Annotated in this window: 16 protein-coding genes; 10 read left to right on the forward strand and 6 right to left on the reverse strand. The window is 36.4% G+C overall.

The window, feature by feature from the left end; translation table 11 throughout:
- Positions 1-58: 58 nt before the first annotated feature.
- Positions 59-1459 carry a cobyric acid synthase gene (locus tag GQR44_RS03090; RefSeq protein WP_166369150.1) on the forward strand — a complete coding sequence of 467 codons (1401 nt, stop codon included), beginning with the start codon at positions 59-61 and terminating at the stop codon, positions 1457-1459.
- Positions 1460-1461: 2 nt separating this feature from the next.
- Entirely contained in the window at positions 1462-2451 is a 990-nt protein-coding gene (locus GQR44_RS03095) for a Solitary outer membrane autotransporter beta-barrel domain (protein WP_166369152.1), read from the forward strand.
- A 135-nt stretch (positions 2452-2586) separates the two neighbouring features.
- Here GQR44_RS03095 and pdxH read toward each other — a convergent pair whose 3' ends face one another.
- Positions 2587-3240 (reverse strand): pyridoxamine 5'-phosphate oxidase, encoded by a 654-nt coding sequence (gene pdxH, locus GQR44_RS03100; protein ID WP_166369154.1) that lies wholly within the window; start codon positions 3238-3240, stop codon positions 2587-2589.
- A 244-nt stretch (positions 3241-3484) separates the two neighbouring features.
- On the opposite strand from pdxH, the gene GQR44_RS03105 reads away from it, so the two are divergent.
- From GQR44_RS03105 to GQR44_RS03120, 4 genes are all read left to right on the forward strand, one after another.
- A complete protein-coding gene (locus tag GQR44_RS03105) occupies positions 3485-4051 on the forward strand; it encodes an elongation factor P hydroxylase (RefSeq protein ID WP_166369156.1) in 567 nt (188 codons plus the stop codon).
- An 84-nt stretch (positions 4052-4135) separates the two neighbouring features.
- Entirely contained in the window at positions 4136-4588 is a 453-nt protein-coding gene (locus GQR44_RS03110; protein WP_166369158.1) for a low molecular weight protein-tyrosine-phosphatase, read from the forward strand.
- A gap of 7 nt (positions 4589-4595) precedes the next feature.
- The gene (locus tag GQR44_RS03115; protein WP_166369160.1) at positions 4596-5000 is read left to right on the forward strand and encodes a thioesterase family protein; all 405 of its coding nucleotides are present in this window, start codon (positions 4596-4598) and stop codon (positions 4998-5000) included.
- A gap of 159 nt (positions 5001-5159) precedes the next feature.
- A complete protein-coding gene (locus GQR44_RS03120) occupies positions 5160-5453 on the forward strand; it encodes a PilZ domain-containing protein (RefSeq protein WP_166369162.1) in 294 nt (97 codons plus the stop codon).
- Positions 5454-5545: 92 nt separating this feature from the next.
- Here the strand turns inward: GQR44_RS03120 and GQR44_RS20020 are convergent, their stop codons facing one another.
- Positions 5546-6355, reverse strand: coding sequence for a 4'-phosphopantetheinyl transferase superfamily protein (locus tag GQR44_RS20020; protein WP_166369164.1), 810 nt, complete (start codon positions 6353-6355; stop codon positions 5546-5548).
- A 223-nt stretch (positions 6356-6578) separates the two neighbouring features.
- Positions 6579-6881 carry a DUF496 family protein gene (locus GQR44_RS03130; RefSeq protein WP_166369166.1) on the reverse strand — a complete coding sequence of 101 codons (303 nt, stop codon included), beginning with the start codon at positions 6879-6881 and terminating at the stop codon, positions 6579-6581.
- A 266-nt stretch (positions 6882-7147) separates the two neighbouring features.
- Between GQR44_RS03130 and GQR44_RS03135 the strand changes: the two genes are divergently transcribed.
- Complete coding sequence (locus tag GQR44_RS03135) at positions 7148-8527, forward strand: PhoH family protein (protein WP_166369168.1); 1380 nt, start codon at positions 7148-7150, stop codon at positions 8525-8527.
- 229 nt (positions 8528-8756) lie between these two features.
- On the opposite strand, the gene GQR44_RS03140 is transcribed toward GQR44_RS03135, so the two are convergent.
- Entirely contained in the window at positions 8757-9671 is a 915-nt protein-coding gene (locus GQR44_RS03140) for an AEC family transporter (protein ID WP_166369170.1), read from the reverse strand.
- A gap of 457 nt (positions 9672-10128) precedes the next feature.
- Between GQR44_RS03140 and GQR44_RS03145 the strand changes: the two genes are divergently transcribed.
- A complete protein-coding gene (locus GQR44_RS03145) occupies positions 10129-10515 on the forward strand; it encodes a nuclear transport factor 2 family protein (RefSeq protein ID WP_166369172.1) in 387 nt (128 codons plus the stop codon).
- 150 nt (positions 10516-10665) lie between these two features.
- On the forward strand, positions 10666-11190 hold the full coding sequence (locus GQR44_RS03150; protein WP_166369174.1) for a phosphoribosyltransferase family protein: 525 nt from the start codon (positions 10666-10668) through the stop codon (positions 11188-11190).
- Between the two features lie 212 nt (positions 11191-11402).
- On the opposite strand, the gene GQR44_RS03155 is transcribed toward GQR44_RS03150, so the two are convergent.
- Positions 11403-12599 (reverse strand): MFS transporter, encoded by a 1197-nt coding sequence (locus tag GQR44_RS03155; RefSeq protein ID WP_166369176.1) that lies wholly within the window; start codon positions 12597-12599, stop codon positions 11403-11405.
- Positions 12600-13140: 541 nt separating this feature from the next.
- On the opposite strand from GQR44_RS03155, the gene GQR44_RS03160 reads away from it, so the two are divergent.
- Positions 13141-13881 carry an antibiotic biosynthesis monooxygenase gene (locus GQR44_RS03160; protein WP_166369178.1) on the forward strand — a complete coding sequence of 247 codons (741 nt, stop codon included), beginning with the start codon at positions 13141-13143 and terminating at the stop codon, positions 13879-13881.
- A 240-nt stretch (positions 13882-14121) separates the two neighbouring features.
- Here GQR44_RS03160 and GQR44_RS03165 read toward each other — a convergent pair whose 3' ends face one another.
- On the reverse strand, positions 14122-14730 hold the full coding sequence (locus tag GQR44_RS03165) for an RNA methyltransferase (protein WP_166369180.1): 609 nt from the start codon (positions 14728-14730) through the stop codon (positions 14122-14124).
- Positions 14731-14818 lie beyond the last annotated feature (88 nt).

The following is a 14818-nucleotide window of genomic DNA, read 5'->3' on the forward strand; positions in this document are numbered from 1 at the left end:
GACCGAGTCGTTTGTGACCTTTACCCTTAATTGACGAGACTATTTGCAAGTGAGTGAAATGACTGTACCACATAAACCGATCATGATTTTAGGGTGTACCAGTGATGCTGGAAAATCGCTGATTGTCACGGCTATTTGCCGATTATTAGCGAATAGAGGTGTCAGTGTTGCGCCTTTTAAAGCACAAAACATGAGCAACAATGCCGCTATTACTGAAGATGGATTAGAAATAGGGCGAGCGCAATATCTGCAAGCATTGGCTGCAAAAGTGAAACCTTCAGTATTAATGAATCCTATTCTATTAAAACCAAGTGCCGATACATTTAGCCAAGTCATTGTGAATGGCAAGGTCGATACTGAAATCTCCAATATGCCGTGGATGGCAAGAAAAAAGCTATTATGGCCAAAAGTAATACAGTCTCTTGAGTTGTTACAAGTACAATACCAACAAGTTGTTATTGAAGGTGCTGGAAGCCCCGCAGAAATAAACTTGCGCGAAGGCGACATCGTTAATATGAGTGTTGCATTAGCTTGCAAAGCGGATGTCTATCTTGTCTCTGATATTGACCGAGGCGGATCTTTTGCTCATTTATTGGGTACCTGGGCATGTTTAGCTGAAGAAGAACAAAAACTGATCAAAGGATTTGTACTGAATAAGTTTCGAGGAGACCCCAAGTTGTTAGGTAACGCAATGGACTGGTTAGAAGAAAAAACCGGTATACCTACCGTTGCAAACTTACCTTATCACCGCCATCAATTGCCAGAAGAAGATAGTTTTAGATTAGGCACAACTTGGCAACAGGGCGCAATTAATGTTGCACTAATATATTATCCCTATGCATCCAATATGGATGAATTCGATGCTTTAATTTATCAAGATGATATTAACTTAGTCCCAGTGCAGTTAAATCAAGACTTATCTGTTTTTGATGCTGTGATTTTACCCGGTAGTAAAAACAGTGGTAAAAGCCTGCATTTTTTACAACAAACAGGGTTAGACAAGACTATTAAGACATTTGCTGAAAGTGGTAAACTAGTACTTGGAATCTGTGGTGGTTTGCAAATATTAGGGCATGAAATCAAAGACCCTTTACAATTAGAGGATGGTGATAAAAGTGCACTTGGCTTAATTGGACTAACAACCACTCTCGCGCCAAATAAAGCAACGCAGCAGAGAAATATAGATTGGTTGGGGCAAAGTATAGAAGCATATGAAATTCATCATGGTGAAAGCCAACTATTAAATGATGCAGTCACTCCCTTTATCAGTGATAATATTGGCTGGCAACAGGGTAATATTTATAGCTCTTATTTACATGGATTATTTGATAATGCCGCCTTTTATAATTGGTTTATGCAGCAGCTGGGTGCTGCACAAAATGGCATTAGTTGGAAAACACATGTTGATAAAGAATTGGATAAACTAGCATTAATGTTTGAACAGCATGGGTGGTTGTAGTCTTGTATTATCATCGAAATTTAAAAATCATTTCACCATTAATTTTAACATCGGCCTTAACTTCGACCTTAACGACGCCTGTTTATGGTGAGTCCTTAGGTGTTGCAGTGCGTTCAGTAGAGCAAGCTTTGGCGATTGCTACGTTGATGTCCGACAGCGAGGCACTGACTTTTGGATTTGCTAATGTAGATTTAGAAGTCGAAGACCCAGGCTTTGGCAACGAAAAAAGCACCAACCTTAAAAATAGCTTGGATGTGTTTGTGATCCCTTATACCTGGGATTTAGAGCCTAAAAGTAAAGCTTGGGAGCATGCGATAACAGTACGTGCTTTTTACATCGCTTCTAAACGAGATAGCCAGTTATTTAGTGATGTCAGTGATAAATTAAAGCAAAATACCTATGGTATTTACGGTAATTATTCTCAGTTTTACCATATTACTCATCAATGGTATGTCACTTCCGCCTTAGGCGCACATCTCAGTTATTATAAAAACTCTTACTCTTACGGCGATGGTTTTCCAGAAGAAACAAAAGCAGAATTGGATAATATCGCGTTTAATGTCACTACCTTGGCTTTAATTGCTGAGCCGGAAGTAGGCATTGGGTATGAAAGAGATGAGCAATGGGGAAAATGGCGAGCACATAATCAAATCAATTATATTTATGGTCATGGTTTGTCTGGTTCAATTGATAAACCAAGTAGCATCAATCCTGAAGGATGGCGAATTACCAACGGTGTTGAGTTTACGGTTAACGTCCCAGAATTATGGGGTGTTAATGACTTTATCACCGTCGACTTTAAGCGAATTGATTTGATGGGTGACTTAGAGGCAATGGCAGATAATGGTTACTATTATGAAACAACAGTCGGTTGGGTCATCGATACTCAAGATAAAATTCCATTTTTGGATAATATAGGTATTGGACTTTCAGTCAATTATGGCAGTTCAATCAGTGGTGCGACCTTGGTGCTATATTGGAATGAAGAATAGCGATGTCGGTTCGTATTATTGCTTTGTTTACAATAATGATTGTAAACAAAGCAACATGACCATTAAACCTATCTAAGAAGGAATTGTCTTAGGTTAAGGTTTAAGGTTTAAGGAATAAAAGTTAACGGGTAAAGTTTAAGGATTAAGTCGAGTAATAACCCATTTACCTTCTTCATTTTTATATACAAAACGATCATGTAAACGGTCTGCTTTACCTTGCCAAAACTCTATTGATTCTGGAATAACTCGGTAACCTCCCCAAAACTCAGGTAACGGCACGGGTTCACCCTTAAACTTTTCTTCGTAATATTTAACGGTATCAACTAATGTTTGGCGTTCATTAAGTTCCTGGCTTTGTTTTGAAGCCCATGCCCCTATTTGACTACCACGACCGCGAGAATGAAAGTAGTCTTCAGACTCTTGATGACTAACACGTTCAATTCGACCTTCTATTCGCACTTGACGTTGTAACATATTCCAATGAAATAACAGCGCAGCAAAGGGGTTTTGTTCTAATTCGCCAGCTTTTCTACTGCCGTAGTTAGTAAAAAACACAAAACCCTGCTGATCTACCTCTTTTAATAGCACCATTCGAGATGAAGGGCGGCCTTCGCTAGTACAAGTTGAAACAGACATTGACTCAGGCAATACAATACCCGTTGTTTCTGCTTCCTTTAACCACGCCTTAAAAAAAGCAATAGGGTCGTCAGTAGTGGTTAATGCTTTGTTCTCGATTAAAACACCTTGCCCCAAGGTGAATGCACAACGAAGTTTAGTGAGTAATGACATAGCGTATCTTAATTAGTTAGATTGAATGAGATCTGAAGTGTATAATTTGTATTTAACCTTGTCGAACTTAATGTCTTTATCTTGATAGCTAAGTTTGAACATTTTATCCTTTTACTCTTTTATTAATGAATCTCATCAATGATGGGAAAATACAGGCGTTTATGAACACACTTGCGCTTTATTTTTATAGAACATTATTGAGTATTATTGAGGTCACATACAATTGAACGAGAATTTTTAGTGTATGCCTAAGTTATTGAATGAAGCCTTTTCAAGCGAAGATATCATTAATATCTTTAATCAAACTTTTTACACTTCTCACCAGACTAAATTAGTACTAGGTGGAAATGAGCCTCTGTACCAACCCGCTAATGAACAGTGTGATTACCATCAAATCATATTTGCCCATGGTTATTTTTCAAGTGCTCTTCATGAGATAGCACATTGGTTAGTTGCTGGCGACAAACGTCGGTTACACCTTGATTATGGTTACTGGTATGAACCCGATGGCCGTGATCAACAACGCCAAGCTGAATTTGAAAAAGTTGAAATAATGCCTCAAGCGATCGAATGGGCATTATCAGTGAGTTGTGGGCTTGAGTTCGATGTCAGTAGTGATAACCTAAGTGGTATTGTTATCAACCGTTTAGCTTTTAAACAAAAAGTATATCAACAAGTTTTAAGTTTATTAAGCAATGGGTTTTCAGCACGTACTAAGACCTTACTATCAGCATGTCAGCAACACTATAAAACACCGGATTTAAGTGTTGAAGATTTTGAATACCAAGGTATGTATCAATTAGTGAGTTAATAAAGCTTATTCAAAAACCATGTACATAGTTAATTAAATAAGATTTATTGAAATTACATATTAGGTGGTTTTTAGAGGTGCATAATGAAGAAAATATTAATAGTCTGTTTAGGTAATATCTGTCGCTCTCCAACAGCTGAAGCAGTGCTTCGGGCGAAAGCTAAATTGCGTGGTATTGATATTGAAGTCGATTCGGCGGGCACCATTGATTATCATCAAGGTAAAGGCCCTGATAGTAGGGCCAAAGCGGCAGGGGAGAAGCGTGGATACAGCTTTCGAGGGATCACTTCTCGTCCTGTTAAAGCTGAAGACTTTGTTCACTTTGATTATATTTTAGCTGCAGATGAACAAAACAAATGCGATTTATTAGCGCGTTGTCCATTACAATTTAAAACTAAAGTGGATCTATTCTTGAGCATGGCCGAAGTTGATGAAATTGAAATACCCGACCCCTATTATGGTGGCGAGCAAGGGTTCGAATTAGTGTTAGATTTGTTAGAAACCGCCAGTGACCAATTATTAGACAAAATAAGTTAATCATTTTATGAGCAATAAAACCTACCATCATGCAGTACAAATTTATTATGAAGACACCGACCACTCTGGTGTGGTGTATCACCCAAACTTTTTAAAGTATTTTGAGCGTGCTCGTGAACACGTGATTGATAGTCAAGTGCTTAATAGGCTATGGAATGAACAAGGGATCGGCTTTGCTGTTTACAAAGCTAATATGATTTTTCAAGATGGGGTAGAGTTTGCTGAAATCTGTGATATTCGCACTCACTTTGAGATTGAAGGTAAATATAAAACGGTATGGCGTCAGGAAGTTTGGCGACCTAATGCAATTAGACCAGCTGTGATTGGTGATATTGAAATGGTCTGCTTGGATAAAAATAAACAACTTCAACCATTACCCTTAGCGATTATTAATTTATTAAACAAAGTGTGATCAAGGTTTTTAATGCTAATTCAATGCGTAAACTTTTTCGTTGATCTCACTTTATAGGTAAAAAATTATATCAATGTTATCTTTCTCCCAAACACCATGGATTAAACTTGCGAAATTATAGTTTATAGGTAATTTTGTGATTTTATAAAGGAGACGAATATGTATTTTGCACAAAATGATCAACGATCATTTCATAGAATGGAACTTAACTTACCTATTAAGATCACCAAAGATGAGATTGAACATGAAGGGCTATGTATCGATTTAAGTAGTACCGGAATGCGTATTTCTTTTTCTGCTGAGTTGCTAAAAACCGATGATATGGTGCATATTCAATTGAACACTGGTGACGAACGTTTCCCTCCTCTTGATGCAGAAGCTAAATTAATTCGTGTGACTGAGCTTGGACCTAGTAATTATACGGCCGCAGTGGAGTTTATATCATTAACGTAATAACGATACATTAGCGTATTGCATTCTTATTACGTTTATTAATGAGTTTCATCATAGCTGCTGATTCATAGCTACTTGTACATAGGTAATAGTTAAATGCCAAGTAATGAAGTCGCATCGCGATAAATAATAGTTTGATTAAGTTTACTCGCACGACAGATTGACATGGTTTGTTGTTTAAAAAAAGTGTGATAAAACTGCCACGGCGTATCTTTGCTCAAGGGATAATGTGAATTGAAATGTATTGCAATGTTATCCTTTAAATTCAATTGTTGAGTTTTTTTAGCCACTGTTTTTGATGGATCACTTTGGTTACCTGTGGTGGTACTGGTAAAGCTAAAATAAAATGTATCTAAACCCAAACTAATCCCTACACCCGTTGCTTTAACGAAAGCTTCTTTCAATGTCCAACATCTAAAAAATTGTTGCTGTTGTTCCACTCCTGTTAATTCACTTAACTGTTTATGTTCTTGTGCTGCAAAATAACGTTTAGTTATCGTCGCAATATTAACTTTACGCAGCGGATCTTCAATATCACAACCAACTTCATCCCCAGCACATATAGCCATAATAATGAGTTGATTATTATGGCTTAGATTAAAACGTATATCATTGTTGTTATTAACTAGGGCAGGTTTACCCTGTGAATTACGGACAAATTCTAATGCGGCGGGCGAACAGTTTGTATAGTGGGATAAGACTAAACGGCATAATGAGCGTGTAATTAAGGCAGTATGTTGAGCTTCTTTATGCTTATATTTTAATAATTTTTCAGATTCTTCTGTTGTTAACAGACTAGTTAAAAATGTGATTGATTGTTGACACAACTTGGTAGGGTCAATAGACCATAAATCAATATGATTAGTTTTTAAGGCATGTAAATTTGAAATAAATGTATCCACTGAGTAGACCTTGTTAGGTAAGGGCAACATTATAAAGTTTATTAAATCTTAGATTAGCATAAATAACTTAAGCCACCATTTTGAAATAAATAGTTAACATATTTATGTTTAATGATTAGGGAGCAACAACACATTGAGCACTGAAAACAGTCAATTTGCTTCGCTAGAAATGAAAAAAGATAGCTAAGCTATCTTTTTTCTAGTCACACCAACAAACTATTATTTATTTAGTTGGTTCAGGACGCTTGAATGAATTAATTTTTTTATTCACTTCACGGCGTTCTTTAGATAATTCAGCACCTGTGATGATGTGGTCATCAACACGATCTTCGTAATCAGACTGCATATTCTTGATGATATTCACAATATCTTCGTGCGTCATACTAGGAGTGATGTATTCAGCTAAGTTTGTTAATAGATCAACACGTTTACGGTTATCACGGATTTTCTTTTCGTTATCAATGATTTCGCGTTTTAATTTATTTTTACGGCGTGTATTTTTTACTAATTCTAGAACGTTACTCATTTATGACACCTTTTGATTTATATACTTAATGACAGTTACATAATAACAAATAGAGCTATTCGTTAAAATCAATTAAGAAATTAATGATTTATATTAATAACTTAATTATACCCAGCATAAACATTTACGAAACAGATTTTTTGATTTAAATGTCGAAAATTGCAAATTATTAGAAGTAACAATAATTTATTGTCGTTAATGACTCCGTCATAAAAATGTCATCCTGAGCTGTTTATATAAAAGTTCACTTACCTGAGGAGCAAACTATGACAGACGTTGCGCGTAAATACTACCTACTCGATACGAACGTTTTATTACATGAACCTTTAGCTATTTATTCCTTTGAAGAACACAATGTTGTTATTCCGATGACGGTTTTAGAAGAGTTAGACCGTATTAAAGATCGACAAAAAGATGTCAGTCGTGATGCCCGTGTTGCGATTCGTTGCTTAGAAAAATTGTTTCAAGATGCAAGCTCAGAGCAAATTACGCAAGGTGTACCAATTGACCACAAAGGAATGTTATTAGGCGGAGTCATTTCTATTTTTGCTGACCACCATGCTTCATTTATGCAGGAAGCTTTCAGTGAAGATGAGCCGGATAATCGCATTATTAATGCCGCATTATATCTGCAACAAAGTAAAGCGCCTGCCAAAGTCGTGTTAGTGACCAAAGACATCAACATGCGCCTCAAAGCAAAAGGGGCGGGACTTAAATGTGTCGAAGATTATAGAACCGATCAATTAATTGAAGATGTCCATTTGTTGAGCAAAGGCTATCAGCAAGTGGAAGGTACTTTTTGGGACAATATAAAAAAATGTGAAACATTCAATCGTGGTGAGGATACCTACCATCAATTAACCTCTGATAAAATAAATGATCCCTATCCGAACCAATATATTGTCGATGAGAAGTATCAATTTGTTGGTAAAGTGACGGATCATCTTAAACATAATATTGAGTTATTAGATATTGGTTATGACCGTTTAATGGGACAGCAAGCATGGGGAGTTAATCCAAAAAATATTTATCAAGGCATGGCGCTTAATGCTCTGCTAGATCCAACCGTGGATTTAGTCATTTTAACTGGACCAGCGGGGTGTGGGAAGACACTTTTGGCTGTCGCTGCAGCGTTAGAACTCGTTATCGAAAAAAAGCAATATGACAAAATAATTGTTACACGTAATACACCCGATGTGGCTGAAAATATCGGTTTTTTACCTGGGACCGAAGAAGAAAAAATGATGCCATGGTTAGCCTCTGTTACCGATACCTTGGAAGTATTACATAAAAATGATAATTGCAGTACAAGCTCAGTTAACTACATAATGGATAAGGCAAATATACAATTTAAGTCGGTCAATTTTATGCGTGGTCGAAGCATTCAAAATAGTTTTGTTTTACTCGATGAATGCCAAAACCTAACCGCCTCGCAACTTAAAACTATTATCACTCGCTGTGGAGAGGGCACTAAAATTGTATGCTCAGGTAATTTAGCACAAATCGACAGCAATTATTTAACCCCAGTCACTTCAGGTTTAACCTATATCGTTGAGCGTTTTAAACAATTCGAAGGCAGTGCAAATATCTACCTTAATGGCGTGATCCGCAGCCGTTTAGCTGAGTTTGCAGAGGAACATTTGTAATAATAAATAACGTTCTTCATGCCGTTAGTTATGTAAACTATGTAATTCCGTATTTTGGTACGGAATTATTCTGTTTATTCACATGATTAAGGTTTTAGTTTGATATTTAACACATTCTCTGGTGCGCTAGTTGTGGACACACCAATTTAGTGGAAGTGGCGTTCGTTACAGACGTCTATCAGTTTACCTTCAATCAGCCTCTTTCAACGAACCTTTCTACACCCCTATTTTAAAGTAACAACATGCCTAACAATGGCATAAGAATAAACGCGAGTAAGGTTTGCATTGTAATAATGGAAGCCATTGATTCGATATCTCCTCCTAATTGGCGAGCTAATATATAAGAAGAGGGAGCGGTGGGCGTTATAAACGCAATAAGTAAAACGGCTGCGGCAACGCCATTTAGGCCGGTATAGGTTATCAGTGCGACTGCTATTAATGGCTTTAACCCGAACTGTATCAGTGATGAGTACACAATCGCTTTGAAGTGACCATGAATAGATTCTAGTTTTAAAGCTGCTCCAACGGCTAATAGCCCAAAAGGTAAAGCAGCTCGTCCTACTATCTCTAGGATATCTCCAGCAATACTCGGAACACCGATACCACTTAAACTTAAAAACCAACCAATAGTGCAACCGATAATCAGTGGATTAAACATAATTGATTTTATAAATTGTAACGTGCCTGTGATCGATGTTTTTCCCCAAATAACAAAAATCGATATACACCAAAGGTTAATCAATACGATCATAAATCCTGCTGCAACTGAGCTCATTGCCACACCCGTTGCCCCATACAAGCTTTGCGCAACAGCAAAGGCGATGTAGGTATTGAAGCGAATACCACCTTGGAACACTGATGTAAAGTTTGCGTTGTCTTCTGTTAGTTTAGGACGCAACAGTATTAATAAAATGGCAGAAACCGTTAAGGTACCAAATATAACTAATAGCATTGAAGCCCAAGGCATACCTGTAATAGATTGCTGGCCAAGTGTTCTAATTAGGAGCGCTGGAAACAGGATAAAATAGGTGAGTTTTTCTATACCTGGCCAAGTATCTTCAGGTAAGAATTTAGTGCGTTTTAAAATAAATCCAAGAATAATAAGCGCTATTATGGGAATTAGTGTGTAAATAAAAGTTATCATTGTTTACTCATTATTTATTGATTTATTGATTTATTGATTTATTGATTTATAGATTATTACTTGATTACAAGAAATAAAAAAAGCTGCTTGTATAGTCGTTCTACTGTCGGGATGTGGGAATATCACGATGTCTCGCATGCTTTATTACGCTTATTACCACGTTATTTATTTTTTTACGTTTTATTCAGTTTATATTTTTGAGTTTACATTTTTTATTTGAATAAATGTTAATTTTTAAGTTATTTTAGTAACAAATTATGCCTCTTTTTTTAACAAAAGTATTGAGGCTTACTATCAATGCATAAACATTAGAGCTGTTCGTAAATTAATTACAATATTGTTCTGCAATTGTTTGTTATTAAGGCGTATTCCACCATTTATAATGGAACTTTTAAACCTTTCCTATCTTTTACGCTGATGTATGATTATTCATTAAAATTTTTTAGAGGAATGTAATATGGCAGATCAGTTACAGCAAAATAAAAGTAATGCTCAAGCGTTTTATGACATGATGTTTAATCAATGTAAACCACGTGAAGCGATTGAATTGTATGCTGGTGATGAATATATCCAGCATAACCCGCATGTTGGAAATGGTAAGGAAGCATTCATTGAATACTTTGAACGCATGGCTAAAGAATATCCGGAAAAGCATACCTATTTTAAACGTGTGATCGCCGAAAATGACTTAGTAGTACTTCATTGTCACCAACTGTGGCCTGGCTCCCAAGATTATGCTGGAATCGATATTTTTAGATTTGACCATAATGGCAAAATAGTAGAACACTGGGATGTATTACAAGTAGTGACGTCTGATTCAAAAAACACTAACGGCTTGTTCTAAGTTCCTGCCATCATCGCTTCTTGAATACCAAAACTATTAATAATTTCTTGAATTTTTGTGTTTGAAAGAGTTTGCTGTGTTAGCGGATCCGCTGTTTGTAAGGCAATATATAATTACAAACAGTTGTTTAAGCATAGTGAAGGAAAAGTAATGAACACATTACATATTGGTGAGTGCGTACTTGATACTGAGCAGATTAAACGGGGCGTGAGTAACGTTGCGTTGCAATTGAATCAAAAATTTAATAATGAAAGCGTGGTTATTATTACCGTGATACCTGGGGGTATAATATTTACAGCTGATTTAGTTCGTGAATTAAAGTTTGATATTAGTATGGATTATATTTCCTGTTTACATACACCGGGAGATAGAAATAATAGCTCAGAGATTATATTTCATCATAATATTAATTTAAAAAATCAACATGTTGTATTGATTGATGATGCCATTGAGTCCGGCGGCACCATGAAACGAATTTGCCAATTTCTAACAGATAATTTTGAACTTAGCTCTTTATCGATTGCTACACTTTTCGTTAAACCGGGGCGAGTTTTGATTCCAGTTGAACAATACTACGCTGTCGAAATGGATAATGATGATTTGCTGGTGGGTTATGGTTTACCTTGGCAGAATAAGTTTCGTAACATTCCCTATATTTCAAAGTTAATTAAATAATTCTATCGCTAAAAAATTCAACACGAGTTTAATATAAGCTTAATTCCAAAGGCTTTCTTGTTAATAACTTTCTTACTTATAAAAGGTGGAGATATGTTCGAAAAGATTAAAGCCCAAACAAATATAAGCTATTTTTACATAAATACAGAGTTGGCAGGTAAACCAACTCTGTTATACGAAGTCTTAATACCAAATAGTGCGAAGTATTAATCCTAAATTGCAACTGCTAGTTTGTTTTTAGTATTTAATTGCATGTAACTTAATGCCCACATTATAAAGCCACCAAAAAATAAGACAGCAGCAACATAACCAGTTTGGTTGGGTTGTGCACCCTGTGCAATGGCCATTCCACCTACCCAAGGTCCGATAGCATTCGCCACATTAAATGCACATTGAACTAGTGCGCCAATCATGGCATGCCCATCGGGTGATACGTCCATTAATAATGTTTGAATCAAAGTAGCTAAACCAATACTGCAACCAATTAAGAAAATAACGGCGTATAACTGCCAAATATTATGACTAGCGTTGACGTAGGCGATAGCAAATATAATCGCGCAAATTAAGCTTAAACCAGTGGCTTTGATAGCAGAAACATCTGCCGCTTTACCCAAGAAATAATTGCCTAAAGTACAACCGATACCGAACATAACCATTGCAATCGAAATAGTGTAAGCAGGTGTTTGAGTAACATCTAGGATCGTGTCAGCAATGTAGGTATAAATACAAAATACGCCACCAAAACCAATGATCACAATACCTAGAATCGACCATACTAATTTATCTTTTAATACACTGAATTCATTGATCAAGTTAGACGGTTTACTGTTGTCGATGTTAGGTACTACTTTATAGACAAATAATAACGCAATCAGTGATAAAACGGATGCACCACCTAGGCAGTAACGCCAGCTTAGGTTTTGTCCAACTAACGTGACTAATGGTACGCCAACAATGGTTGCAATGGTTAATCCCATAAATATTTTAGACATAAAAGAGGCGCGTTTTCCCTTTGGGGCAATATCTGCAGCCAACAGAATTGCGGCCCCAAAATATGCACCGTGCGGCAAGCCACTTAGAAAACGAAAAAATATTAATTGATTTAACGAATTTGACAGGGCACTTAATCCGTTGGCAATAAACATTAATGTTAAGAAAATAAGTAATGCTTTACGTTTACGCATGTTAGCAGTGGTTAACATTAAGATAGGAGCGCCTACTACAACGCCCATTGCATAAGCACTAATAGCGTAACCAGATTGTGTCGGGGTAACATTAAAGGTTTCACTGATTAAAGGCAGCATTGGCATCATAGAGAATTCGGTTAACCCTAAAATAAAGGTCCCTAACGCCAATACGAACATAATTGCAGTTCTATTTAGTGGTTGTGTTGTGTTAGAAAAAATCATGAATATCCTTGCAGGGATGCTTACTTATGACACTCATCTATTAACAGGAGCACTGATCGTGAACTCAATTGATAGAATGTTAAAAGTAATGATGTAATAAAGCGCGTATGTTAAATCTTAATGTGATCTTAGTCACTCATAAACTGTGTTTTATTACATAATTTTTTATCTAGAAGGGCTGGCTTTGTTTGTTACTTATTTTTCTATATTCCGATATGTCAGTATTTCTTGATTCTAGGTTCTAGGTTCTAGGTTCTAGGTTCTAGGTTCTTGATTCTAGGTCTAGGTTCTAGGTTTTATTTTTTATAGCGAGGGTTAAGCTGTTCATAATGTTTTGTTTTATCTGTTTTAGGAATGACACCATATAATGCACTTTAATTATCAATATATTTTATAAACTGATTCAATTTTATCGTTATTATAAAATATTACTTAAAGGATTAAACTTTATTTCAAGTTGTGAAACGCTTAAAAGCAGTGTTTAGAGTAACTCCATTGCACCTAATCGTTGAACTCAATATCTAATAAGTAAGGAAAAAATATGTTTAAGAATTTTGGTTGGATAGTAGAAGCAAAGTTAAATGCAGGGCAGTTAGAACAATTCAAAGCGGTAATGAACTCTCAAGTCAATAGAGCGCTCACAGAAAAAGGTACCTTAAATTATCAGTATTATATGTCTGATGATGGTGACATTATGGTCTATGAAAGGTTTGCGGATGCTGATTCTTCACACGAACATATTGAAAACTGGGATGCTCATGCAGAGCGATGGTTGGCTGCTGCTCCTGCTACTCGTATGGTGCATTTAGGTGATTTGCCCGATGACGTTAGAGAACGGCATGCAGTTCTTTCGCCTCTATGGTTAAAACCCTTCGGCGGTTTTGCTCGTGAACAAGCTGAAAGCAGTCTTATTGAAAAAGATGGCAATACTAGTTTTGAGAACTTTGGTTGGATTGTAGAAGCAAAATTAAACGAAGGGCAATTAGAGGCTTTTAAAGCAGTAATGAACTCGCAAGTTGACAGGGCTAAAGCAGAAGAGGGTACATTGAATTACCAGTATTACATGTCCGATGATGGTGACATTTTAGTATATGAGCGTTTCAAAGATCTGGAAGCCGCTTATATTCACATTGAAAACTGGAATGACCACGCTGAACGTTGGATTGCAGCTGCGACACCAACCAGAATGGTACATTTAGGTGATTTGCCACAGGCACTTCGAGATAAACATGCGGCACTTTCTCCATTACTATTAAAACCACTCGGCGGCTTTGCTAAGTAGACGATTTAAGCTCGTGTAATCTAATGTTTGAAATGCATTTGGCAGATTCAACATTGAAAGATACGAGGCTATTCAAATGGTAATGTCTGACAATGCTTATTACTTTGTGGAAATAGGCTTTGTCAGGTTGATTGTCATTGTAACGGGCTGATTATTAGTAGCCATTCCCAGTCAGTGCAAGAGACGATAATATAGCAATGCTAACTGATAAAAAATTAAACAGAAAAAGAATCAAATGGCTTAATTGCTGGCGTTTAACTTTTCTAGCTCAAGTCTTTTTGCTTCTTTTATTGCATTCTTTTGATACTTTAATTCTTTTACTTTAATCTTATTGTTTCTATCACGACTTTTTTTAATTAAATCGTTATCTAATTGATGTTGTTGGGATTTAGCTAATTTATCGTATAACACTACGTTGACTGAGGCAGCTAAATTCATACAACCTATGGTTGGAATGTACACCACGGCATCGGCTTTATTAATCACCTGTTGCTTAATGGTGCCATCTTCAGGACCAAATAAATACATCGCATTTTCTGGGTGCTCAAAATTTGGTAACGGGATTGCACCTTCAATCAAATCAACGCAAACTAATTTCATGCCTGGCTCTAAGGCAGTTAATAAGTCTTCATAATGTACTAGAGGCACTATTTCATGAACTTTTTGTGTATCTGCCGCTAAACGCACTGCACGATTAAATCTATCACCGGAATAAACGACTTTTTGGGCGTCATAACAGCCTGCTGCACGCATTGCGCCGCCAACATTAGATGAGCTTTTCGGATTAGTGAGGGCAATGATAGTGCGCGTTGTCGAATCTGTTACTGATGTTGTTTTATTTTCTGACATAACTTTATAACCATAACTTTTATGTAGTCACATTTGAACGTGTTAAATGGGGATATAAGCGGAAACAATAGTTTGTTTGGCTATCAAA

The organism is Psychromonas sp. SA13A, from assembly GCF_011378715.1.
Lineage (GTDB): Bacteria > Pseudomonadota > Gammaproteobacteria > Enterobacterales > Psychromonadaceae > Psychromonas.